The 22,642-nt window shown below is 59.5% G+C and carries 21 protein-coding genes; 9 read left to right on the forward strand and 12 right to left on the reverse strand.

What is annotated here, in order from left to right; all coding sequences use genetic code 11:
* Positions 1-230 precede the first annotated feature (230 nt).
* The 10 genes from ACR0JF_RS10990 to ACR0JF_RS11035 form a co-directional block, all read right to left on the reverse strand.
* On the reverse strand, positions 231-587 hold the full coding sequence (locus ACR0JF_RS10990; RefSeq protein WP_480669276.1) for a hypothetical protein: 357 nt from the start codon (positions 585-587) through the stop codon (positions 231-233).
* Between the two features lie 33 nt (positions 588-620).
* The gene (locus ACR0JF_RS10995; RefSeq protein WP_480669278.1) at positions 621-3,416 is read right to left on the reverse strand and encodes an ATP-binding protein; all 2,796 of its coding nucleotides are present in this window, start codon (positions 3,414-3,416) and stop codon (positions 621-623) included.
* A 146-nt stretch (positions 3,417-3,562) separates the two neighbouring features.
* Positions 3,563-4,366: a hypothetical protein gene (locus ACR0JF_RS11000; RefSeq protein WP_170661288.1), complete on the reverse strand. Its 804-nt coding sequence runs from the start codon at positions 4,364-4,366 to the stop codon at positions 3,563-3,565.
* A 117-nt stretch (positions 4,367-4,483) separates the two neighbouring features.
* Positions 4,484-5,377: an RDD family protein gene (locus ACR0JF_RS11005; protein ID WP_170661287.1), complete on the reverse strand. Its 894-nt coding sequence runs from the start codon at positions 5,375-5,377 to the stop codon at positions 4,484-4,486.
* Complete coding sequence (locus ACR0JF_RS11010) at positions 5,374-6,369, reverse strand: stage II sporulation protein M (protein WP_170661286.1); 996 nt, start codon at positions 6,367-6,369, stop codon at positions 5,374-5,376. Before ACR0JF_RS11010 ends, ACR0JF_RS11005 begins: the two co-directional genes overlap by 4 nt.
* Positions 6,369-7,613, reverse strand: a complete 1,245-nt coding sequence (locus tag ACR0JF_RS11015) for a DUF58 domain-containing protein (protein ID WP_480669279.1) — start codon at positions 7,611-7,613, stop codon at positions 6,369-6,371. The genes ACR0JF_RS11010 and ACR0JF_RS11015 overlap by 1 nt, the downstream gene beginning before the upstream one ends.
* Before the next feature lie 35 nt (positions 7,614-7,648).
* A complete protein-coding gene (locus tag ACR0JF_RS11020; protein WP_170661285.1) occupies positions 7,649-8,605 on the reverse strand; it encodes an AAA family ATPase in 957 nt (318 codons plus the stop codon).
* Entirely contained in the window at positions 8,595-9,905 is a 1,311-nt protein-coding gene (locus ACR0JF_RS11025; RefSeq protein ID WP_170661284.1) for a hypothetical protein, read from the reverse strand. The genes ACR0JF_RS11020 and ACR0JF_RS11025 overlap by 11 nt, the downstream gene beginning before the upstream one ends.
* Positions 9,902-10,549 (reverse strand): DUF4129 domain-containing protein, encoded by a 648-nt coding sequence (locus ACR0JF_RS11030; RefSeq protein WP_170661283.1) that lies wholly within the window; start codon positions 10,547-10,549, stop codon positions 9,902-9,904. Before ACR0JF_RS11030 ends, ACR0JF_RS11025 begins: the two co-directional genes overlap by 4 nt.
* A 197-nt stretch (positions 10,550-10,746) precedes the next feature.
* The gene (locus ACR0JF_RS11035) at positions 10,747-11,634 is read right to left on the reverse strand and encodes a MurR/RpiR family transcriptional regulator (RefSeq protein ID WP_170661282.1); all 888 of its coding nucleotides are present in this window, start codon (positions 11,632-11,634) and stop codon (positions 10,747-10,749) included.
* 137 nt (positions 11,635-11,771) lie between these two features.
* Between ACR0JF_RS11035 and ACR0JF_RS11040 the strand changes: the two genes are divergently transcribed.
* Genes ACR0JF_RS11040 through ACR0JF_RS11065 form a run of 6 tightly spaced genes read left to right on the forward strand, consistent with a single transcriptional unit; the run spans position 11,772 to position 17,218 of the window.
* The gene (locus ACR0JF_RS11040) at positions 11,772-12,854 is read left to right on the forward strand and encodes an alcohol dehydrogenase family protein (RefSeq protein WP_480669281.1); all 1,083 of its coding nucleotides are present in this window, start codon (positions 11,772-11,774) and stop codon (positions 12,852-12,854) included.
* Positions 12,851-13,429 (forward strand): dimethylsulfonioproprionate lyase family protein, encoded by a 579-nt coding sequence (locus ACR0JF_RS11045; protein ID WP_170661281.1) that lies wholly within the window; start codon positions 12,851-12,853, stop codon positions 13,427-13,429. Before ACR0JF_RS11040 ends, ACR0JF_RS11045 begins: the two co-directional genes overlap by 4 nt.
* The gene (locus tag ACR0JF_RS11050) at positions 13,426-14,532 is read left to right on the forward strand and encodes a mandelate racemase/muconate lactonizing enzyme family protein (RefSeq protein WP_480669282.1); all 1,107 of its coding nucleotides are present in this window, start codon (positions 13,426-13,428) and stop codon (positions 14,530-14,532) included. Before ACR0JF_RS11045 ends, ACR0JF_RS11050 begins: the two co-directional genes overlap by 4 nt.
* A gap of 23 nt (positions 14,533-14,555) precedes the next feature.
* Positions 14,556-14,813: a cupin domain-containing protein gene (locus ACR0JF_RS11055; RefSeq protein ID WP_170469585.1), complete on the forward strand. Its 258-nt coding sequence runs from the start codon at positions 14,556-14,558 to the stop codon at positions 14,811-14,813.
* Positions 14,810-15,919 (forward strand): enolase C-terminal domain-like protein, encoded by a 1,110-nt coding sequence (locus tag ACR0JF_RS11060; RefSeq protein WP_170661279.1) that lies wholly within the window; start codon positions 14,810-14,812, stop codon positions 15,917-15,919. The genes ACR0JF_RS11055 and ACR0JF_RS11060 overlap by 4 nt, the downstream gene beginning before the upstream one ends.
* Positions 15,920-15,946: 27 nt before the next feature.
* On the forward strand, positions 15,947-17,218 hold the full coding sequence (locus ACR0JF_RS11065; protein WP_170661278.1) for an aminotransferase class III-fold pyridoxal phosphate-dependent enzyme: 1,272 nt from the start codon (positions 15,947-15,949) through the stop codon (positions 17,216-17,218).
* 214 nt (positions 17,219-17,432) lie between these two features.
* Here the strand turns inward: ACR0JF_RS11065 and hemC are convergent, their stop codons facing one another.
* Positions 17,433-18,395, reverse strand: coding sequence for a hydroxymethylbilane synthase (hemC, locus tag ACR0JF_RS11070; protein ID WP_170661277.1), 963 nt, complete (start codon positions 18,393-18,395; stop codon positions 17,433-17,435).
* A 106-nt stretch (positions 18,396-18,501) separates the two neighbouring features.
* Between hemC and hemE the strand changes: the two genes are divergently transcribed.
* Positions 18,502-19,536 (forward strand): uroporphyrinogen decarboxylase, encoded by a 1,035-nt coding sequence (gene hemE, locus ACR0JF_RS11075; RefSeq protein ID WP_170661276.1) that lies wholly within the window; start codon positions 18,502-18,504, stop codon positions 19,534-19,536.
* A 57-nt stretch (positions 19,537-19,593) separates the two neighbouring features.
* On the opposite strand, the gene ACR0JF_RS11080 is transcribed toward hemE, so the two are convergent.
* Positions 19,594-20,703, reverse strand: coding sequence for a CaiB/BaiF CoA transferase family protein (locus ACR0JF_RS11080; RefSeq protein ID WP_170661275.1), 1,110 nt, complete (start codon positions 20,701-20,703; stop codon positions 19,594-19,596).
* Between the two features lie 126 nt (positions 20,704-20,829).
* On the opposite strand from ACR0JF_RS11080, the gene ACR0JF_RS11085 reads away from it, so the two are divergent.
* Positions 20,830-21,759 carry an ABC transporter ATP-binding protein gene (locus tag ACR0JF_RS11085; protein ID WP_170661274.1) on the forward strand — a complete coding sequence of 310 codons (930 nt, stop codon included), beginning with the start codon at positions 20,830-20,832 and terminating at the stop codon, positions 21,757-21,759.
* On the forward strand, positions 21,756-22,517 hold the full coding sequence (locus tag ACR0JF_RS11090; RefSeq protein WP_170642333.1) for an ABC transporter permease: 762 nt from the start codon (positions 21,756-21,758) through the stop codon (positions 22,515-22,517). The genes ACR0JF_RS11085 and ACR0JF_RS11090 overlap by 4 nt, the downstream gene beginning before the upstream one ends.
* Positions 22,518-22,642 lie beyond the last annotated feature (125 nt).

The raw sequence follows: 22,642 nt of genomic DNA on the forward strand, positions 1-22,642 counted from the left end.
CAGTTGTTTGCTGCAGGCCACGTGAGTGTCTGTTCTAAAGTGTTTAACCAACGTTCTGTCACATGACAGCTTCTGCTATGCCTCGCTTGATATCCAGCATTGTGTGGTATGTATTGTGGTATTTTCTCAATATCTCAATTTTATGTATACTTAACATAAGCTTGTTAGTTTAACTGTTCTGACTTCTTCTCCGCTATAACCTTTGATTCTGGCGCCTTTCGAATAGATTGCTACGCCAGCTCGGCTAGAGCCGCGTCGATCCGGGACAGCATCGGAGATTGGCCCGCAGTCTCAACGATGACGCGGGCTTTGCTCAGGTGTTGCACGGCCAATTGCTTTTTCTTGCGGGCTTTGTAGAGCAACCCAAGGATCATGTCGCAGCGGGCTATATAGTGCCCTTTGTCGTCGAATTGGGGGTTGCTGCGCACCTCGTCCAGCATAGCAACCAGTTTCTTTTCGCCAAAGAACAGCACCCAAAGGATTGAGCGGAAGTTCCGGAGAAAGACGCCAGCCGACGCTCCGCCCTCACCGGTCAGGATGGCAAGGTACATTTCGCAAAGGAACAGACGCGCCCAATCGGCCGACACTTTGGTGCCTTCGTCCGTGCGCTTTTGAACGGCTCACTCAATCTGCCGTAGCCCGTCGGCGATGCATCCCTTCAGAGCATAGGCAACCCCCAGCATCGTTGCCGGGCCCATGGTGAACAGGGTCCAGCCGTGTTCATTGCAATTGTCGATATGGGCCTCGATGATCTCGATCGCGCCGGGTGTTTCCGTGGGCACCATGGCTGATACGCGGGCGGCCTCGGCGATGGCGCGCTCGAACTCGACTTTTGAAGCCTTGTGCGCCTCTTCCGCGATGGCCAGCGCTTTTTCGTGGTCATCGGCGACCATGGCGATCAGGGCTTTCATCGCTGTGCCATAGCCCAAAGCCCTTGGGTCGTTGGTCTTTTTGCCCAGCGCAATCATCTTGTCTGCGGTGGCGTGTGCGCGGGCCACGCGTCCTCGGGTCAGTTCGTTCCAACCGATGGTGGCGAGGTAAAAGTTCTGGATATAGGCGTCGTCGATCTTTTCCAGTTCGGCCTCGATCACGCGCGCTTTGGCTTCGAACTCGGCGTTTGAAATCGGCGAGAAATAGATCGACACCGATAGCTCATTCACCATGGCATAGGCCCGTGAGGCCGGATCGCCAAGGCGTTCGGCCATAGCGGTCAGATCCTGTTGCACCCAGTGGGCCTCGCGGTATTTGCCATTACAGACAAGACAGGACACGTAGTGGTGCAGGAACAGCGCGTGATGAGAGCTGTCGCCCACCTGCTCAAGGATGGGGCGTACGGACCCGGCAAGGTCAATGATCGTTTTGACCCTGAGCGAGATGTTCGAACACAGCGCAAAGCTGGCCAGAAACGCGGCGAATTCGGGCTTTGAGGCGCAGTCCGGGTCGCTTTCATAGAGGGCGTAGGCTGCCGTGTAGTAATTGTTGGCCTCATCCAGCGAATAGACGCCCAGAGACTTGTCCCCGGCCATCGCCGTGTATCGAAACGCTTTGTCGGTCTGGTCCGTCTGGCCGTAGTGGTAGGCCAACATTTCGGCCACTTCCTGCAGGCGGTTTGCGTTGCGCAGGACCAGACACTCGGCCACTTCCAGATGCAGGCCCGCGCGGCGGGTGGCGACAAGGCTCTGATAAACGGCATCGCGCAGCAGAACATGCTTGAACACGTAGTCCGAGGAGTTTTCGTCGCGATACAACACGTCCTGAGCCTGAAGTCGCTGCAGGGCGTCACCGGTTTCAGCAGGGTCTTTCGCCAGTTGTGAGAGCAGACCCGGATCAAACCGTCGCCCAATGACGGCGGCGGCTTGCAGCAGGTCTCGATCTTCGGTCGACAGACGATCAACGCGGGCAGTCAGCAGGTTCAACATGCTGGCCGGCAGGTCGGCCTGCGCCATGTCGATATCTAGATGCGCTTCGGCCGCGTCGACCCGCAGACTGCCTTGTTCCAGCAGATAGGTTAGGATTTCTTCGCCAAACAGCGGATTGCCACCGGCACGTTCGGCCAGTTGCTTGTCGAGCCCCGCAGGCAGAGTAGTTACGCCCAGTCGGTTGCGCGCCAGGTTGGCGAAATCCTCGGTCACCAGCGGTTTCAGTGCGATGGTCCGGACCTTGTCGTCGTCGCGCCACGCAGGTGTGTATTCCGGGCGGTGCGTCTGGATCAGCAGCAGGTTGGTCAGGTCCGACCGGTTGACGATGCCCTGCAGCAACTCTTCCGAGGCGCTGTCGATCCAGTGGCTGTCTTCGATGAACAGGATCACGGGCTGCTTGGCGCATCGCGCCTTAAGCAGTTCAGGCAGTAGTTCACGGGTGCGTAGGCCAATGAGAACGCCGTCAAGCCCGTCCAATGCGTCTGGAGGGGGCGTTAGACCCAGCAGGTTCATCAGCAGGCCTAGGTTCTGTTGAGAAAAGCACTCCCAAGCCTTCAGGCCGGTTTCGATCTTGTAGGCGATGCGGGTTGGGTTGTCCTGATCCTTGATGCGGAAACCGGTTCGGACAATCTCGATGATTGGTAGGAAGGGAACCTGCTGCCGATCCGCAAAACAATAGCCAGTCAGGACGTCAATCTGATCGCGGGGCAGGCGGTTGAGGAACTCGAACACAAGCCGGGTTTTGCCCAAGCCTGGTTCCGCCACCAAATCCACCACCGAAACGCCGTTGCGCGCCTGAGCCAGCGCATCGGCCAATTGGGTCAGCTCGCTGTCACGCCCCACATAGGTGCTGAGACCACGCGCGACTGAGGCATCAAATCGCGAGGCATCGGCCCGTACGGATTGTAGTTGCCACAGTTTCTGAGGGGCAGCGAGACCTTTGAGCTGATGTTCCCCATCAAAGCGCAACTCAGTCACCCATTCGACAAGGCTGCGGGTCTTGTCGCAGATCAGCGTACCACCCGAGGGTGCCAGGTTTTCGATGCGCGAGGCCATGTTGACCGTGCTGCCCACCGCTGTTGCAGGCCCGTCCGCACCCTGTACGGCAGCCATCAGAACGGTGCCGGAACTGATGCCGACCCGCATCTGAGGACGCACCCCGAAGCGGGCCTCAATCTTTTGGGCGGATGTGCGGAAAGCCTGATGGATGGCGTCGGCGGAGCGGCAGGCCCGTTCGGCCGGGTCCTCTAGCGCGTCGGGGATGCCAAACAGCGCCATGATGCTGTCCCCGGCAAAGTCGCGGACCGTGCCGCCATGCTGAGATACCGCACCCGACAGGGTGTCGTAGACCAGACGCACAAACTCCAGCGCTTGTTCTTCGCCCAGTTTCGAGACGATCGACGTATAGCCAACCATATCCGCGAACAGGACCGAGACCTGACGCCGCTGCCCCAGATCGCCCTGTTGTTGTGAAGATATGACCCCGCCGTCCTGCATTACCACCGGAGTGATACAGCAGCAAAGCACGCGCCGCCAGCCGTTGCGGACATGTTGGTGTGATTGGCCTGTGAAATGTACGCGAAAATGTCACGCAGAGACGTGCGGATGCCCGCAGCCCCGTAGTTGGGCTGCGGGTCGTGGGCTTACTTGAACACGTCTACCAGATCCGAGACGCTGACGCCTTCTTTGATCTCTTTTAGGCGGGCAAAGATCAGAGCGATGGTTATGCTGAGCCAACCATAGGCAATCGCGTTGAGTGCGGCCTCGAATAAGGCCCATGGACCCAAAGATGCCGTCGGATCAGCAATTCCGGAGAACCCGAACGCAGCTGCGAAAACGAATGTGACTACCATGACGACCAGCACAATACATAGACCCATCAGGATCAGCGTGCCGATGATGGGCCAACGGTAGTTCTTGGTCAGAGTCGCACTGCGTCCCATCGCGCCGAACCCGGCCCTATCGATCACAATGGCCGGTACGATGACGGAAAACACGGCGTAGATCCAGATACCCGGCACGACCAGAAATACAAGGCCGATAAAATACAAGATCGTCGTTGCGATCGACAGAACTACAATGGCGGGCAGGTTGACGACAGCCGCCGAGAAATAGCTCCCAATGCGCGCAGCGCGCCCCAATTTTGCGTCATAGGCGAACTGTATTATCACGGCCGTGGTGACGGCATATGCGAGCAATGTGATCAGAGCCGACACGATCACGCCAGAATAGAAGGCGGTATTGTCAAAACCGGCGGTGCCAATGTCGTCGAAAGATTGCCCCACCGTATAGTTGTTCACAATGACCTCGATCAGCGCCGGAATGAATCCCAGCAGAAGCACAAGGTGGATCTTTTTGAAAAAGATCGAAAACGTCTCGCCGACAATGGCGCCGACGCCAAGAGGCATGTGAGCCTCGGGGTATTCGGGATTGCCTGTATCTGTCATCTTTTTATCCAAACCATTCTAATGTTCTGTCTCTGATAGAGCCTTGAGAACGGGCTCATCCTCAAGACGAGTTTCGGTTTTCTGCTTCTCGCTTGGGTAAATCTGCAACAGGCGTGGTCAGCCTTGCTTGTCTGCCTCGGCGTGGAATTTATCGGCGCGTTTGTCGCCGAACAACTGGCGCTGTTCCAGAAAGGCGCGTTGTGCTTTGTAGAAGGCCTCGAGAAAGGCAAGCTGGTCTTCGGGGCGGACCGCATCGGCATAGTCGATCTTGCGCCGGACCTGCTCGACAATTGCGGCCATGGTTTCCTTTTTCCGTTTGTGTGCCTCGGGCCCGGTCGAGCGTGCCGCGCCGCGCAGAAACCCTTCGAGGGTCTGCAATTCGAACGCGCCGTAATGTTCAAGCTGATGGGTCAGAAACTGGAACCGGGGCTGGGTGGCGGTGGCGGGTTTGATCGCTTTGGATATATCCGGGAGCAGGATCGGCTTGGGAAGGTGGATCACATAGGTACCTGCGATAATATCCCCCAGCCGTTGGCTGCGCTTGTTGAACACGGGCACTGCAATCACGCCCAGTATCCAGGCCAGTGAAATCAGAGACGGGATCAAAGCCTCGGCATTCAGGGTCAGAACCAGCGTGCCAGGCAGGAAAATCTCGGCCTCTTTCATCAGGTTGCGAACGACAAGCGATTGCGTTGTCAGCGCTTGACCATCGGCCGAGACCACCTTGATCTTCATCATGCGCTTGCCGATGGTCTGGCCGTTCCACACCAGCTCGGACGCGGCGTAGTAGGGGATGCGGATGACGAAGAACAGCATCGCGGCAACGGCCACAAGCGCCTCGGGCGGGACAACGTCGATGGCCAGCAAAAGCAGGAAGAGGGCGATGGCACCGACCCCGGTAATCAGGATATCGGCGAATTGGGCGGCCATGCGCACGCCCACACCCGCAACCCGGAAGTAGAGTGGTACACCCTCGGGGGGCAGCAGACGGTCGAGCTTGAGTTGCGTCATGACCGCTTCCTTCCGCCCTTGCAGAACCACAGCAACCACAGCGCGCCGATCCCCCAGCCGATGGCAATGCGCGTGGTGCGGTCCTGTACCAACTGCCTGCCGAAGCCTTCCAACAGAGCAGCGGCGACCAACATCATCGCGGCGATCAGCGCCAGTTTCACTGCGTCATGCCCGGCGGCCCGCAATGCCGCGCGGCGTGTGAGCTGGCCGGGGAACAGTACGGCGAGGCCCAGTTTCAACCCGCCCGCGCCTGCGATGCAGATCGCTGACAGCTCGGTCACGCCGTGGATCGACAGCCAACCAAACAGGTCCCAGCCCAAGCCCCGATCAATGTGTAGCGCGTAAAACACGCCCAAAATTAAGCCGTTATAGAACAGTAGTAGAACCGTTGGCGCGCAGAGGAATGCCCCTAATCCGAACACAAAGATCGCGATGCGTGTGTTGTGCGAGAACAGATAGGTGGCAAAAGCCCCCAGCCCGGACCCGTCTTCCTCTCCATAGATGGCCGAGCGCAGATAGTCCGTACTGGCATCTGGTCCGCGCCCTCCGGCCAGTTCGGTGGGCATGAAGACAAAGAACCATTCGGGATTGTCGAAGAAGAAGAAATAACCGGCGATAGCTCCTGCGGCCATGCACAGAAACCCCAGAAGGGTGACGCGCCAGGAGGACCGCATCGCTTGCGGCCCGCCACTGGTCAGGAACTTGCGGATGATCCCGCCCAGCCGTTGTTGCGGGGCGTAGACACTCAGATAGGCGCGGCTTGTCAGCGCCTCGAGATATTCCAGCAGCCCACGGTCCAATGAGATTTCGCGCGCGATGGATAGTGATGTTGTGGCCTGCCGGTAGAGGTCGGCCAGATCACGCGCCTCTTGAAAGCTCATGCGGTGCAGGCCCTGACCTTCGGCCTTGTCGACCAGATCGGACAAGCGTCGCCAGTCGCCTTCGCGTTCCTGCCGGAACCGGGCCGAGCGGATCAGATCAGCGTCAGACATCAAATCGTCTCTCGCGCTTTGATTTCCAGATAGGTCGAGATCAGCCGAGCCGAGATCTCGCCCGGTTCGGCGTCAATTACGGTCACGCCGATCTGTTGCAGCCGTTCCAGAACAAGGCGACGCTCGCGCAGAAGCTGCCCGGTCGAGACGGTCTCGGCCACGTCGTTCATGTCCTGCGGAGCCGTGTTGACCTGCGCCTCGAAGATCGGATCGCGCAGGGTGACGAAAACGATCAGGTGCCGCTTGGCCAGCGCGTTTATGTTCTCGACCATCAACTCGGCCGAGGTGGTGTCGACGAAATCCGAAAACACGATGATCAGGCTGCGTTTCGGAGTGCGCCCGTTCAGCTCGGTCATTGCGAGGGTGTGGTTGGTCTCGACGCTTTCATATTGCAGCTCGGCCGTGCGGCTGCGCAGTCGGGTGAACGCTGCGCGGCCCGGTTCGGGGGGCAGGAACATGCGCGGCTTGGCGTCATAGGCATAGAGCCCGACCAGATCCCCCCCGATGGCTGCGGCCCAGGCGGTGGCAAGTGCCGCAGTGATGGCATGGTCGATCTTGGGCAGGCCCGCAATTTCCTCGCGCATCTGATAGCCGTTGTCCAAGGCGATGATGACATGGTGGTTGCGCTCGGCCCGAACCTCTTTGGCGACCAAAGACCGATGCCGCGCGGACCGCTTCCAGTCGATTGAGTTCGCATCCATGCCGGGGACGAAATCCCGCAATTGATGAAACTCGGTGCCCTCCCCAATGGCGCGGTTTTCTTTTACGCCGAACAGGCGGGATTGAACCGTTGTCGAAATCTCACCCGATTGTACACGGCGGATGTTGGGCACGATCGCCAGTTCAAGACCAAAGGCGATTTTCGGGACGAATTCGAACAGTTTGAATCGGGACGACCAGCTCAGCCATAGATGTGAGAGCCTCCATTTTCCCCGGCGAATGGCGCGAAATGGAATGCGCACCTGACCGCTGGAAAGGTCGAACCGGGCCGGTCCTTCGATCCCTTCGGGCCAGCGCAACTGCCCGGTCATGCCTGAGGTCGCAGGTGTGACGGTCAATGCGACATCATCCTGTTCGCCCACGAAGATATCACCCAACGGCTCGACCGAGACAGAACGGCGGCGCGGCCAGGACAGCAGCAGGTCACCGATGGCCAGCACGCACAGAACCACCCACGGCACCCCGGCCACAGCGCGGGTTGCATCGCCCATCACAACGGCGACCAGCGACAGGCCAAGCGCCACGCAGGCCGCCACCAGCAATATGCGTGAGGGACGGATCAGCGGGGGGCCTCGATTTGGTTGAGGATGTTTTCCAAAACCTGCTGCGGCCCGCGCCCTTCGATTTCCGCGGCAGGGGACAGAACGATGCGGTGTTGCAGCGCGTGAATGATCAGGGTTTTGACGTCATCAGGAATGGCAAAATCGCGCCCGTTCAGAGCAGCCGTTGCGCGGGTCGCTCCGGCGATGGCATCCGCGGCGCGGGTCGAGGCGCCAAAGGCGATATCCGCGCTTTCCCGTGTGGCGCGCACCAGACGCAGAATATAGGCGAGAATATCGTCATCCAGCACGATCTCATCAATCAACTGCCGGGCCGCTGCCATCGTCGGAGCGTCTAGCAGAGGGCGCACTGCTTGGGTTGCGCTCAGGGGATCCAGTGGTGCATTGGCGTGTTTGCGCAGGATCGAAAGTTCGACGTCTTCGGGCGGGAAGCTGAGGTTCACCTTGAACAGGAAGCGGTCCAGCTGCGCCTCTGGCAACGGGTAAGTGCCTTGTTGTTCGATCGGGTTCTGAGTGGCGACAACGATAAACTCGGACCCCAGCGAATGGTCGGTGCCGTCGATGGTCACCATGCGTTCGTTCATCGCCTGCAGCAAGGCGGCCTGGGTCTTGGGCGGCGCGCGGTTGATCTCATCGGCCAGCAGGATCTGGCTGAAGACGGGGCCCTGGGTCAGAACAAACTCGCTGGTTTGAAAATTGTAGATCGAGGTGCCCAGAACGTCGCCCGGCATCAGGTCAGGCGTGAACTGAATGCGCCCAAATTCAAGGTTCAGTGCTCCTGCAAAGCTGCGCGCCAGAAGCGTCTTGGCGGTGCCCGGAGGGCCCTCAAGCAGCACGTGACCGCACGCAAACAGCGCCGTCAGCAGCAGGTCAACCGCCTCTTCCTGGCCTTGCACAACTTTACCGATCTCAGCCCTGAGGCTTTCGGCATGGGAAAACAATTCATCAAGCGTCATCGGCAAGTTGCTCCAGTATCAACTCAAATTGGTCCACATAGGGAGTGGCATTTTCCGGCCTCAGATGCGGGGGCAGGGCGCGGATGGATGCGATCAGATCTTCCAGTTTCGCGGTCAGGTCCGGTCTTCGGGTGCGAATATAGTTGAGGTACGCCTCCTCAGGCGCGCCGCGCAGGGCGTGCGAGGTACCGAACACAGATGCCGCGCGGGCGCGCAGGCGGGTGTCGATGAAATCCGACAGCAGTGCCCCGTCCTGATCGGTCATCCGCATCAGCCGCGCACGGACCCGGTTAGCGGTCCGTTTCCCCGTCCCAAGGCCTAGTGACAGATCAGCAACCGGCCCGCTGCGCACCCCGCCGCGCCAAACCGCAAGGGCCAACAGAAGCCCCGCGCCGATCCACAGGGTCAGGAAGGGCGGTTCGAACAGGCGTTTCAGATCGTCCCAGGTGCGTTCGCGCGCGACGTGCTGTTGCGGGTCGGTCAGCCAGTTGCGATCGCTATAGTCGATGATGATCCGCTTCTCGCCCGCGATCTCGGGCAGCACCTTTGCCGCTATCCGGGCATTGTCGCCCAGAACCAGCCCATGGTTGTTCATCAAATCCGGGTCGGACAGAACATGGACGTTCTGCTGTTCGCCGTCGCCGGGCAGCGGGCAAAGGCCCAGAACCATAGCGCCCCAACGTCCCACCAGCGGCTCGCAGCCTTGCCCGTCAAAGACCTGCGCCGCGTAGAGGCGGGCGGTCAGCGCATCGTCAGAGGCCACGTCAAAGTCAGTGAACGGAACTCGGGCCGAGCGGATTGTGCCGACATTCGAACCAACGATCCCATGCAGAACCGCCTCGATCCCTTCTTCGGGGGACAACAGAATAGGGTGCCCCAACCCCGTCAGCCTCAGGCCCGAGCGCCATTTAGGCAAGATCACAAGGCTGGGGGTGGACTGCGCCTTGTCGCGGATCACGTCCAGAGTCTGATCGAACTCATTCGGTTGCAGTAGCAGTTCGTCTTTGGTCTGCGCGCGCGCCCGATCTTTGCCCGGCTGAGTGTCATAGATGGGCTGGATCAAAAGGCCGATGGTGCTGCGGTCCAGCGGCCAGCCTCCGGTAAAGGTCTGAGCGGTGTGGCCTTGATCGCGCAGCCACAGCTCTAGCCCGTCGAACCCGGTCGAAGAGTCGCGAAGCGCATATTGTCGACCGGCCATCACATAAAGGAATATGCCGATGCACAATGCGCCGATGATGCCAAAGATGATCCAGTCCACCCGGACCCGCTTGGTTGCTGCAATGTTGGCCGTATCACTCATGCGCGGACCTCACGCAGGATGGGGCGGATACGCGCCAGCAGCGCGTTGAAGTCGGGGTCGCTGATGGAGCGATGGCCGAAATGCACCCTTTCACTTTCCAGCACCAGCGCGCGCAAGTCGGGAATATACCAGAGGCTCGGCGGCAGGCTGCGCAGCGCCTCGCGGTGGGTCCAGCTGCGCTTGAACAAAACCTCATTGGCGCTGAGGCAGCGGGTCAGGACCAGTTGCGCCAGTCCAACGACGGCCTGGTTGCGATCCTCCTGTCTCATAATGGCGTCCAGATCGGGCAATTCCTCGTCTGTCTCGGGCGCGTCCACTGACGGCTTTCCGGCGCGCTTTGCGTTGCCTGCCCCCGACCCGAAAGAAACCGACGTGCGGCCAACGCTGAGGTACAGGATCCAGGCCAACAGGGCCAGAACCAGCGCCGAGACAATCCCCATCGTCCAGTTGGTATCAAGCGAGACGGTCTGAGACTCTTCGTCAGGTGTGGGTGAGAATTTGGTGTCCAGCGGAGGGGCCGGTTGGGTGGGGTCGAAATACACCACATCCGTGTCGATCCCGCGATAGCGAACGGCCTTTAGATAGTCCTGTCCCGAAGGGCTAAGTTCAGTCGGCGAAAGCGCTTTTTCTTGCGCTGTCACCATTATGGGAGCGCAGAAAAGAAACGATAGAAATAAGGCCGTCAAAAAACGCATTGAGCTATCGTTAGTTCACTCTCGTCAGGCACGCAATCGGTAGAATGCGCCTCGCGCATGGATTGACCAAGGCGGGTGTGCGACCCGTGTTTGTCGCGCCCATGTGGCGATTTCATGACAGGGTTTCAGAGCGAGGTCGGATGTGACTATTCGGGCTCTTCCGCATAGAGGCCAAGCTCATGCCTGCGCTGGTGGAACCGCGCAACCCGATCGACGATCTCATCACTGGAAACAGCGATCACGAAGGACAGAAGCGTCTCAAGCAAAGCAATTGTCGAGACCGACGAGGGGAAGAATTGTGGCGTGTCCGCAGACAGAACAAACCCGTGCTGTGCGTTCAGGATTACTGGGCTGGCCGGGCTGTCCGAGATGCCAACGACCGTCATACCCTGCTGGCGCGCCAGCTTGATCGCCTCGATCACTTCGGTCCGATAGGGGTGGCAGGTGATCGCAATGAGTACGTCCTGTTCATCCGCCCAGGCCAGATCATCCACCGGGGTTGAGCCGGAACGGGGGATGGCATGAAACTGCTTCATGCCGGTCGAGGCGAGATAGGTGAAGTTGCGGGCGTTCGAGTTGTTTACCCCGACGCCCAGCGTAAAGATCTGGCGGCAATTCCAGATATCTTCGGCGGCTGCCCGCAGTTGTTTGGCGTCGATCCTGGCAAAGGTCTCTTCGATATTGCGGATCGCTGCGCCGATCATGTCGGCGTAAAGCCCGCCCAGCTCGCCGGACTTGCCGATGTCCTGAAGCCACCGGGCGCGGTCAGGAAATGAGACCGATCCTTGTCGGATCGCCTGTCGGAACGGGGCGCGAAAATCCTCGTAGCCTTCAAAGCCGACTTGTCGCGCCATGCGGACAAAGGTGTTGGGTTTGACATTGGCGGCTTCGGCAATTTCACGCACGGTCGAGACACCGACAGCTGTGGGGTTCTCCAACACATAGCGCGCGGCCTTTTGGGCCTCGGGTGTCAGGGCCTCCCATTCCTCGGCCAGACGGTCGAGAACGATTGATGATACATTTGTGTCATTCATTGTTGACCGTGGTACACTTGTGAAATTAGCCTGTCGAGCAGATTCGCACACTGGGCGCACCAAGATGGTCGAAAACGCCGGTATGTGGCCCCCGAAACACCTCTGCCGACCTGCGGCGCATTTGAGGAGACTACTGGATGAGTTTGCCTGACACAATGAAGGCGATGGTGACCATGGGTCACGGCGGGTTGGAGCAGATGGTGCTGCATGAAAACTGGCCCCGCCCGGAGCCTGCTGCGGGTGAAGTGTTGATCAAGGTTGCCGCCTGCGGGCTGAACAACACGGATGTGAACACACGCTCGGGCTGGTACTCCAAGACTGTCAGAGATGCGACCACGGGCGGCGCGTTTGAAGAGGTGGGTGAGGATGACCCGACCTGGGGCGGCGCACCGATTACTTTCCCGCGCATTCAGGGTGCTGATATTTGCGGTGAAATCGTTGCCGTCGGTGCGGGTGTGGATGCTGCGCGGATTGGCCAAAGGGTGATCACCGATGGCTGGCTGCGCGATCCGGATGATCCCAGCAACATGGACAAAACGGGCTACTATGGGTCCGAACGGGATGGCGGTTTTGCTGAATACGCAACGACGCTGGCCGTCAACGCGGTGCCGATCACATCAAACCTGTCGGATGCCGAACTGGCGACCTTCTCCTGTTCCTATTCCACGGCCGAGGGCATGCTGACCCGGGCAAATGTCACGGACAAAGACACGGTTCTGGTGCCGGGAGCCTCTGGTGGTGTTGGTGGCGCACTTGTGCAGCTGGCCAAGCGGCGTGGCGCGCGGGTGATCGCGTTGGCGTCCGAGGCGAAACACGCCGATGTTGCCGCTCTGGGTCCAGACATGATCCTGCCGCGTGCGCCGGAAAATCTGCGTGCTGCGCTGGGCGATCAGAAGATCACCGTGGTGGCCGACGTGGTCGGTGGTCCCTACTGGGCGAAGCTGATCGACATTCTGGAACGAGGTGGGCGCTACACCTGTTCGGGTGCCATCGCTGGCCCGATGGTCGAATTTGACCTGCGTACGTTCTACCTGCGCGATCTGACCTTCACAGGCTCAACTGTGATTGACCCGCAGGTCATGCAGAACCTTGTGAAGTACCTTGAAGCGGGTGAGATCAAACCGGCCTTGGCAGCCACCTATCCGCTTGAGGAGCTTCGGGAAGCGCAAGCTGCGTTCATTGCCAAGCAACACACCGGCAATATCGTGGTGATCCCATGACCTTGGATGATGTGCTGCAGGCCGCGTATTTGGTGCATCAAACGCACCCTGATCTGTCCGCCTTTGGCGCGTGGCCGTCTGACCTGTCGGCGGTAGAACTTGAGCCGAACCATATCCCTGCTGCGGATCAGGTGCGCGAGTTGACCCTTCCAGGAAGTGCTGTGACGCAGGCTTTGGTCGAGGCGATCAAGGCGACTGCGCATTTGGCCCAGTGGAAACACACCTACACGGTGGAGGAGGTCGGTGCCGAGTTCCTCAGCCGCTATGGCTACTACGAATTGTTCGGCCCGACCGGTCATTTTCATTCAACCCAGCTGCGCGGTTATGTCGGCTATTGGGGGCCGGGTCTGGCCTATGACTGGCACAGCCATCAGGCGGAGGAGCTTTACCTGACGCTGGCTGGGGGTGCTCTGTTCAAAGTCGATGGGGATGAGGCGTTTGTAGCCGAGGGTCAGACCCGCAGTCATGAAAGTTGGCAAAGCCACGCGATGACCACGACGGATCAGCCGATCCTGACCTTTGTGCTTTGGCGCGGCGAAGGGATGGGCGATCTGCCCAGAATGGATGCAGCATGAAGATCACCCGGATCCGCGTGTTTCAAACCGGGCTGCCCTATGTCGGCGGGGCCTATGTCTGGGGCGCGGGGAATGCCATCGAGACGGCCACGGCCTCGGTCGTGGTCATCGACACGGATGCAGGCTTGCAGGGTTGTGGTGAGTTCACGCCCTGCGGCGAGAACTACATGGTCGCGCATTCCGAAGGCGTTGTCGCGCTGGCACGACTGGTCGCGCCGCACTTGCTGGGGGAAGACCCCCGTCAGGTTGGCCGGATCGAGCAATTGATGGATCATCTGGTGCAGGGGCATGGCTACGCGAAGGCTCCGTTCGATGCGGCCTGCTGGGATATCTTGGGGCAGGCCTGTGATCAGCCCGTCTGGATGCTGCTGGGTGGAAAGCTGACCGATGGCGCGCCCATGTACCGCGTCGCGCCGCAAAAGGCGGTAGATGAGACCGTGGCCGAGATGAATGCCTATCGCGATCAAGGCTACCGGCAGTTTCAGATCAAGGTTGGTGGTGACTGGGCCACCGATATTGACCGTATCCGCAGCACGGTTCCCTTGCTGCAGCCGGGCGAAAAGGCGATAGCGGATGCCAATCAGGGTTGGCGGGTCGACAATGCGATCCGGGTGGCGAGGGCCACGCGAGATCTGGATTTCATCCTCGAACAGCCCTGCCGCACCTATGAGGAATGCCAGCAGGTCCGCCGTGTCGCAGAACAGCCGATGAAGCTGGATGAATGCGTGAAGGGTATCCACATGGCGCAACGGATTGTCGCCGACCGTGGGGCCGAGATCTGCTGTCTGAAAATCTCGAACCTCGGTGGGCTCAGCAAGGCGCGGCGGGTGCGGGACTATCTGGTCGAAAACCGTATACCCGTGGTCAGCGAAGACACCTGGGGAGGTGAAATCACAAGCGCGGTCGTGGCGCATTTTGCGGCCTCGACTCCGTCCGAGTATCTTCAGAACACGACTGACCTGATGAACTACAACACTCGGTCGACCGGAATTGGCGGCCCGGAGGCTCGGAATGGCAAGCTTTATGCCTCGGATAAGCCTGGCTTGGGGGCGACGCCGGATTTTGAAAGCCTCGGAGCACCGGTAGAGGAGTTCCGCCAGTGAGAGACCAAGCCAAAGCAACCCAGATGATTGACGACGCGCGCGTACGAGTGACTCGGTTTGACTTTGCCCCCGGCGCTGAAACCGGCTGGCACCGCCATGCGATGGACTATGTGATCACCGCCGTCACCGATTGCCACATGCGTTTGGAATTGCCTGATGGAACGGTCAATGAGGTGACAGTGCCTGCCGGAACATCCTACCGCCGGGACCAAGGGGTCGAGCACAATGTGATAAACGCGGGGGACCACTCCATGTCCTTTGTCGAAGTGGAACTGAAATGAAGATCACTCGACTAACGGTTTTTCAGGTCGATCTGCCGCTGGAGCATCCCTACTGGCTGTCTGGTGGGCGGCTGAAGTTTGAAAATCTCGACGCAACGATTGTGAAGGTTGAAACGGATGCGGGCCTCACGGGATGGGGCGAAGGCACTCCCTGGGGCCACACCTATGTGCCCGCGCATGGGCCGGGTATCCGGGCTGGGATCGAAACCATGGCTCCGTTCATTCTGGGTCTTGATCCCCGCAAGGTGATGGAGGTCGAGCGCGCGATGGACCTTGCTCTGCCCGGTCACCTCTATGCCAAAAGCCCGATCGATATGGCCTGCTGGGACATCGCCGGTCAGACGGCGGGCCTGCCGATTGCTGATCTGATGGGCGGAGGCTCCCGCACGCCGCGCCCGATTGCCTCGTCCGTCGGGGCAAAGACCGTTGAGGAAACCCGCGAAGTCATCGAACGCTATCGCAGCCGCGGATACGTCGCGCATTCGGTCAAGATCGGCGGCGATGTAGAGCGCGACATCGCCCGCGTTCGGGATGTGGAAAGCCTCCGCCGACCGGGTGAAATTGTCCTCTATGACGTCAATCGAGGTTGGACCCGGCAACAGGCCCTGAGGGTGATGAGCGCCTGTGAAAACCTGAATGTGATGTTTGAGCAGCCGGGCGAGACGCTGGATGACATCGCAGCGATTTCGGCGAAACATGCGTCACCTGTCTCGGTGGACGAGTCTCTTGTCACCTTGCAGGATGCCGCCCGGATTGCGCGGGATGGATTGGCCGAGATATTCGGGATCAAGCTGAACCGGGTCGGTGGGCTGACCAAGGCCGCGCGGATGCGGGACATCGCGCTAGCCCATGGGATCGACATGTTCGTCATGGCGACCGGAGGGACCGTGCTGGCCGATACCGAGGCGCTGCATCTGGCCGCCACCATCCCAGATGACAATTGCCACGCCGTCTGGGCCTGTCAGGACATGATCACCGTCGACATCGCAGGCGGGCGCGGCCCGCGCAACGTGGACGGCCATCTGCATCTGCCCGACACGCCCGGCCTTGGTGTGCATCCCGACGAAGACGCTCTGGGCGCCCCGGCGGCCGTTTACAGACTCTGATTTTCTTGACGATGGAGATCGCGTGATATGCTCAAGATCAACACTCAATCCGAATGGATCGACCGCGCCAAGGCGGCTCTGCCTGCGGGTGGCTTCGGCAATTTCGACCCCGGCATCATGATCTCACGCGGCGAAGGCAGCCGCGTCTGGGATGAGGATGGCAACGAATACATCGACTACCTGATCGGCTCCGGCCCGATGCTTTTGGGTCATGGCCACCCCGAAGTGCTTGAGGCCGTTATGGAGCAACTGCCCAAGGGCATGACCTTCTTTGCCAATAACAGCAAAGGTGTCGAACTAGCCGAGGCGATCATTGACGCCGTGCCCTGCTGTGAACAGATGCGCTTTGTCGCTTCGGGCGGCGAGGCTGATATGTACGCGATTCGTCTGGCCCGCGCCTATACCGGGCGGGACAAGATCCTGAAATTCGAAGGCGGCTATCACGGCATGAGCGCCGAAGCGCAGATGAGCCTCGCCCCCAGCCGTGAGGTGAATTTCCCGCAAGCCGTGCCTGACAGTGCTGGTATTCCTTCAGGCGTCGCCGAACAGATGCTGATCGCGCCTTTCAATGACCTTGAGGCCGTCGAGACCCTACTGAACGAACATGACGATATCGCCGCGATCATGGCAGAGCCTTTGCAGCGTATCATTCCTCCGATGCCGGGATATCTGCAGGGTCTGCGCACGCTCTGCGACAAATACAATGTGCTGCTGATCTTTGATGAGATCGTCACCGGATTCCGTCTGGCCTATGGCGGGGCGCAGGAACGGTATGGTGTGACGCCCGATATCTGCACGCTGGGTAAAATCACCGGCGGCGGTTTTCCTCTGGCTGCGCTGGGCGCAAGCGCTGAGATCATGAAGCATTTCGATAAATCGCTGGTGAGTGAAGCCGGATGGCTGATGCAGCTGGGCACTCTGTCAGGTAACCCTGTGGCCTCGGTCGCCGGGTTGAAAACGATGGAGATTCTGCGGCGCGAGGGGACATATGAGCAGCTGCGCGCAACAGGCGCGGCCTTGCAGCAGATGCAGGTGGATGAGCTAACCAAAGCGGGTATTCCTCATCAGATCTGCGGCGACGAAACGCTGTTTGACGTCTATTTCACCGAAACCCCCTGCCGCGACTACCGCAGCGCTAGACACGACGACCCCAAACGGAACGAGCTCTACAATGATGTTCTACGGGAGAACGGGATTTTCAAATCGCCGGGCAAACTCTACCCGTCTCTTGCCGTGACAGAGGCCGATCTGGAGCAAACGCGCGAAGCGGTGAAGCGAGCGGTCGCGGTACTCGGCTAATCAAAAGAAAACGGGCCGCTGTCGAAATTGACAGCGACCCGTTCACCTATTGCAGTCTGGGCGTAGCCTCGCCCCCTCGAATACTTGTTAAAACACCAACAATCTGAAAACTTTCGATACTTTCGAGGCTATCCAGTCTTGCAACCGGTATGGCCTATTAATGCCTGTCTTTTCGGAATGCCACAGTGAACAAGTTCACTTTGGCTAAAATTATTTAGGATTTTTTCCAATCGAAGAAACCGGGGCCTGCCTGACGCAGCAGAGTGTCGGCCATTTCCCGGCCCATCTCGGTGGCGTCTTCAATTGCGCCCGTTGTGTTTTCCGCAATGGCCTCGGACCCGTCGGGGCGCAGAACTTCGCCCCGCAGCCGCATTTGGCCGCTCTCGATTTCGCAAAGCCCGGCGATGGGGGTCTCGCAAGACCCGTCCAGCCCGGCCAACAGCGCACGCTCCGCTGTCAGCCGTTGACCGGTTTCAGCGTGATGAATTGCTTCAAGCAGTTCGGCGGCCCGGCTGTCTGTTTCGCGGCGTTCAATGCCGATCGCGCCTTGCGCGATGGCGGGCAGCATATCGTCGGTCGAAATTGCGGTGGCAGGGACGTCCTCCATCCCCAGTCTTCGGATGCCGGCCATGGCCAGAAAGGTGCAATCGGCCACGCCGTCCGCCAGTTTCTTCAGGCGGGTCTGAACGTTGCCGCGAAATTCGACCACATTCAGGTCCGGGCGGCGGTTCAGCAATTGCGCCCGACGGCGCAGGGATGAGGTGCCGACAACAGCGCCCTCGGGCAGGTCGTGGATCGAGGTGAATTGCAGGGAAATGAACGCATCACGCACATCCTCGCGCGGTAGGAACGTATCCAACACCAGCCCAGCGGGCTGTTCGACGGGCATATCCTTGGTCGAATGGACGGCAATGTCGATATCGCCGCGCAGCATCGCCTCTTCGATTTCCTTGGTGAAAAGGCCTTTGTTGCCGATCTCTTTCAACGGGCGATCTGCGTCGATCATGGCGCGGTTGTCGCCGGTGGTTTTGATCACCACGATCTCAAACGCCTCATCGCTCAACCCAAATGCATTGCGCAGCCTCTGGCGGGTCTCATAAGCTTGCGCCAAAGCCAGCGGAGAGCCTCGGGTGCCAATTTTCAGCGGCGATGCGGGGGTGGGCAGAGTCAGTGTCATGGACACCAGCTTTAGTCGCGTCACATTGCCCTGACAATGGGGGCAGTGCTTGACAAATTGCCACTGAGCGCCGACCCGTGGACGAAACGCAAGATTGAGGGCGATGATGGCTGAGACGAAGAAATTGCTGCGGGCACTGGCCGGAGAGGTTCAGGACATTCCGCCGATCTGGATGATGCGTCAGGCCGGGCGGTATCTGCCGGAATATCGCGCAACACGCGCGCAAGCCGGGGATTTCCTGTCGCTGTGCTACAATCCTGAACTGGCGGCCGAGGTCACGTTGCAGCCTATTCGTCGCTATGGGTTTGACGCCGCGATCCTGTTTGCTGACATCCTTCTGGTTCCTCAAGCGCTGGGTGCGGACTTGTGGTTTGTAACAGGCGAAGGCCCGCGCCTTTCGACGATCACGCAGCAATCCGACTTTGACGTGTTGAAGCCGGTTGAGGACATTCATGAGACCCTGTCCCCGGTCTATGAAACTGTGCGTATCCTATCGAAGGAACTGCCGTCCGAGACGACCTTGATCGGATTTGCAGGGGCGCCGTGGACTGTCGCGACCTATATGATCGCAGGACGCGGCACGCCGGATCAGGGTCCAGCGCATGCGCTGCGCGAGGAGAATAACGCTCTGTTTGAGGCTCTGTTGGAGCGGATCACACTGGCGACGATCGAGTATCTGTCGGCTCAGATCGACGCCGGGGCCGAGGTGGTCAAGATCTTTGACAGCTGGGCCGGGTCGTTGAAAGGCGACGCCTTCCAGAAATACGCGGTTGAGCCCTGCCGCGTGATCACGCAGGCCATTAAGGCACGCCATCCCGGTATTCCAGTCATTGGCTTCCCGCGCGAGGCGGGCGAGGGCTATGTCGGGTTTGCCAAGGCAACCGGTGTGGATTGTGTGGCGCTGGACAACTCGGTCGCGCCTGACTGGGCGGCGGCGCACGTGCAGGTGGACGGTTGTGTGCAGGGGAACTTGGCCTCGTCTCATATGGTGACGGGCGGTCAGGCGCTGTTGGATGAGACGCGGCGGATTGTTGAGGCGTTCTCCAAAGGACCGCATATCTTCAACCTCGGCCACGGGATTACGCCGGATGCGGATCCTGAGAACGTGCAGTTGATGATCGACACGGTGCGCGGGCGGTAGAGGGAAGGGGGCCAGCCCCCTTCTTGGCCTTCGGCCAATTCATCCCCCGGGATATTTTTAGCCAGATGAAGGGGCGGATTGGTTCTGGTCGGAGAGTTCGTCCAGAATGTCCTGTGTGTGTTCGCCTCTGGCCGGGCTAGGTTTAGCGCTCCAGTGCGTGGTCGAGAAACGGGGCGCTGCGGCGGCTTGCATGGTGCCATCCACGGTTTGCCAAGTTTGGCGGGCGGTGTTCATGGGGTGGTTTTGTGCCTCGACCGGATCAAGGACTGGGGCGACGCAGGCATTGGTTTCGTGAAACAGCGCGGCCCAGTGGTCTCGGGGTTTGCTCAGGAACAGGTCTGTCAGTTTCTTCGTTTGGTCCGGCCAGAGTTTGGAGTTGAATTGCTCCTGCAAGTCGGGGTTTTGTGACAAGCCCAGAATGTTCAGGAATTCGGCATAGAATTTTGGCTCAAGGCACTGGACCGTCACAAAGCCATCATCGGCGCAGCGGTAGGTGCGGCTCCAATGTGGACCGTCAAGCAGGCTTTGGCCGCGCGTTTCTGACAGGTTGCCGGTTTGGCGCATGCTCATCAGCAGGTTCATCATATGCGCCGAACCATCGTAGATGGCCGCATCGACGACGGTGCCCTGACCGGTGCGCTGGGCGTTGAGTAAACCAGCGAGGAGTCCTGTGACCAGATACATCGCGCCTCCGCCAATGTCGCCGACGAGGGTTGCCGGGGTTTGTGGGGGTGTTTCAGGTTGCGCCGCGTACCAGAGAGCGCCTGAAAGGGCGATGTAGTTCAGGTCATGCCCAGCGGTGTGGGACAATGGGCTGTCCTGTCCCCAGCCGGTCATGCGGCCGTAGACCAGTTTTGGGTTCAGCGCATGGCATATGTCAGGCCCCAGTCCCAGTTTCTCCATCACGCCGGGGCGGAAGCCTTCGATCAGTGCGTCGGTGGTGGTGATGAGTTCCTTGGCGGTGTTCAGGTCGGTTGCATCCTTGAGATCAAGCGCAATGGACCGTTTGCCCCGGTCCAGCACCGAGCGTTCCGGCATGCCGGGTGTCACACTGCCGCCCTTGCGATGGATGGTGATCACATCTGCACCGAGATCAGCCAGCAGCATGGCCGCGAAGGGGCCGGGGCCCAGGCCTTCGACCTCGATAATGCGTATTCCGTTCAGCATGGATCTCTCCGGTATGTGCAGCGTTCCCCGGACCCTACAGCAATTCTGCGCAGAACTCTGTGCGAAATTGGCCTGTTCCACCGGGAGGCGAAACGATAGGGTCTCTGCCAGAACGGGGAAACAGGCATGACCACCATTTTGTCGATCAAGGATTTGCGCAAATCCTATGCGGACGGGTTTGAGGCGCTGAAAGGCGTGTCGCTGGACATCGAGGAAGGTGAAATCCTTGCTCTGCTGGGGCCGAACGGGGCAGGCAAAACGACGCTGATCTCGACCATTTGCGGGATCACCACGCCGACCTCGGGCAGTGTCTCGGTCGGTGGGCACGATATCCAGGCTGAGTTCCGCGCTGCCCGTAAAATGATCGGGCTGGTGCCGCAGGAGATCGCGTTGGAGCCGTTCGAGAGGGTCTACAACACGGTCCGGTTTTCCCGCGGGCTGTTTGGCTATGGCAATGACAGCGCGCGGATCGAAGAGATCCTGCGCAAACTGTCGCTTTGGGACAAACGCAAGAACGCGATCAAGGAACTGTCCGGGGGCATGAAGCGCCGGGTTCTGATCGCCAAGGCCTTGGCCCATGAACCGCGCATTCTGTTTCTGGATGAGCCAACCGCCGGTGTCGACGTCGAGCTGCGCAAGGATATGTGGGAGATCGTCGCCGAGCTGAAGCAGGCGGGCGTCACCATCATTTTGACAACGCATTACATCGAAGAAGCCGAAGCCATCGCTGACCGTGTGGGTGTCATCGACAAAGGTGAGCTGCTGCTGGTGCAGGACAAGAAAACCTTGATGACGCAGATGGGTAAGAAACAGATTGAGGTCATGCTGACCGAGCCAATCTCGGCAATCCCGGACGGTTTGGCCGCGCATAATCTGGTTTTGAACGGAAATGGCGATGCGCTGATCTATACCTATGACACCAATGCGGATCGGACCGGGATCACAACGCTGCTGAATGACGTGGCCCAATCGGGGCTAGTCCTGCGGGATGTGCAGACAAGGCAATCCAGTCTGGAAGAAATCTTCGTCAATCTGGTATCGGGAGAGGCCGCATGAACTGGACCGCCATTGCCGCCATCTACCGGTTTGAGATGGCCCGGTTTTTCCGCACCTTAGCCCAGAGCTTTCTGTCGCCGGTCCTGTCGACCTCGCTGTACTTTGTGGTCTTCGGCACGGCCATCGGCAGCCGGATTCAAGAGGTTGAGGGCGTCTCATACGGGGCATTCATCGTGCCCGGGCTGATCATGTTGTCGGTGGTCATGCTGGCGATCTCGAACGCGTCGTTCGGGATCTATTTTCCAAAGTTTCTGGGCACGATCTATGAGTTGCTCTCGGCCCCGGTCAATTTCATCGAGATTGTCATAGGTTATGTAGGCGCGGCCGCCACCAAGGCGCTGTTTGTCGGTCTGGTGATCCTTGTGACGGCGACATTCTTCGTCGACATCCGGATCGAGCATCCACTGGCGATGGCGGCGTTTCTGGTGCTGTCCTGCCTCAGCTTTTCGCTTTTGGGGTTCATAATCGGGATATGGGCCAGCAATTTTGAGCAGATGTCGCTGGTGCCGCAGTTGGTTGTCACGCCGCTGATCTTTCTGGGGGGCACATTCTATTCGATCTCGATGTTGCCGCCGCTGTGGCAGACGATCACCCTGTTCAACCCTGTGGTCTATCTGATTTCCGGCTTCCGCTGGTCGTTCTATGGTCTCGCAGATGTGCCGATCGTGTTCAGTCTTTTGGCCATCGTGGCCTTCACAGGACTGTGTCTTGCGATCATCTGGTGGATCTTCAAAACAGGCTGGCGCATCCGCAGCTAGATCGCTTTGCGTTTGATTTGAACCGAAATGCGCTGTCTCTCCCTACGGTCGAACGCGCATCTCGGTGGCATTGTCTCAGCTAAAACGCAAAACGCTTTATGGCGTTGCATTTTTGCCCATCGGTG

Source organism: Ruegeria sp. BG11 (genome assembly GCF_056538565.1).

What these genes read in the sequence shown, in the direction of transcription:
- ACR0JF_RS10995 (WP_480669278.1), bottom strand. Translation starts at nt 3,416, where the DNA reads ATGCAGGACGGCGGGGTCATATCTTCACAACAACAGGGCGATCTGGGG.
- ACR0JF_RS11000 (WP_170661288.1), bottom strand. Translation starts at nt 4,366, where the DNA reads ATGACAGATACAGGCAATCCCGAATACCCCGAGGCTCACATGCCTCTT.
- ACR0JF_RS11005 (WP_170661287.1), bottom strand. Translation starts at nt 5,377, where the DNA reads ATGACGCAACTCAAGCTCGACCGTCTGCTGCCCCCCGAGGGTGTACCA.
- ACR0JF_RS11010 (WP_170661286.1), bottom strand. Translation starts at nt 6,369, where the DNA reads ATGTCTGACGCTGATCTGATCCGCTCGGCCCGGTTCCGGCAGGAACGC.
- ACR0JF_RS11020 (WP_170661285.1), bottom strand. Translation starts at nt 8,605, where the DNA reads ATGACGCTTGATGAATTGTTTTCCCATGCCGAAAGCCTCAGGGCTGAG.
- ACR0JF_RS11025 (WP_170661284.1), bottom strand. Translation starts at nt 9,905, where the DNA reads ATGAGTGATACGGCCAACATTGCAGCAACCAAGCGGGTCCGGGTGGAC.
- ACR0JF_RS11030 (WP_170661283.1), bottom strand. Translation starts at nt 10,549, where the DNA reads ATGGTGACAGCGCAAGAAAAAGCGCTTTCGCCGACTGAACTTAGCCCT.
- ACR0JF_RS11035 (WP_170661282.1), bottom strand. Translation starts at nt 11,634, where the DNA reads ATGAATGACACAAATGTATCATCAATCGTTCTCGACCGTCTGGCCGAG.
- ACR0JF_RS11040 (WP_480669281.1), top strand. Translation starts at nt 11,772, where the DNA reads ATGAGTTTGCCTGACACAATGAAGGCGATGGTGACCATGGGTCACGGC.
- ACR0JF_RS11045 (WP_170661281.1), top strand. Translation starts at nt 12,851, where the DNA reads ATGACCTTGGATGATGTGCTGCAGGCCGCGTATTTGGTGCATCAAACG.
- ACR0JF_RS11050 (WP_480669282.1), top strand. Translation starts at nt 13,426, where the DNA reads ATGAAGATCACCCGGATCCGCGTGTTTCAAACCGGGCTGCCCTATGTC.
- ACR0JF_RS11055 (WP_170469585.1), top strand. Translation starts at nt 14,556, where the DNA reads ATGATTGACGACGCGCGCGTACGAGTGACTCGGTTTGACTTTGCCCCC.
- ACR0JF_RS11060 (WP_170661279.1), top strand. Translation starts at nt 14,810, where the DNA reads ATGAAGATCACTCGACTAACGGTTTTTCAGGTCGATCTGCCGCTGGAG.
- ACR0JF_RS11065 (WP_170661278.1), top strand. Translation starts at nt 15,947, where the DNA reads ATGCTCAAGATCAACACTCAATCCGAATGGATCGACCGCGCCAAGGCG.
- hemC (WP_170661277.1), bottom strand. Translation starts at nt 18,395, where the DNA reads ATGACACTGACTCTGCCCACCCCCGCATCGCCGCTGAAAATTGGCACC.
- hemE (WP_170661276.1), top strand. Translation starts at nt 18,502, where the DNA reads ATGGCTGAGACGAAGAAATTGCTGCGGGCACTGGCCGGAGAGGTTCAG.
- ACR0JF_RS11080 (WP_170661275.1), bottom strand. Translation starts at nt 20,703, where the DNA reads ATGCTGAACGGAATACGCATTATCGAGGTCGAAGGCCTGGGCCCCGGC.
- ACR0JF_RS11085 (WP_170661274.1), top strand. Translation starts at nt 20,830, where the DNA reads ATGACCACCATTTTGTCGATCAAGGATTTGCGCAAATCCTATGCGGAC.
- ACR0JF_RS11090 (WP_170642333.1), top strand. Translation starts at nt 21,756, where the DNA reads ATGAACTGGACCGCCATTGCCGCCATCTACCGGTTTGAGATGGCCCGG.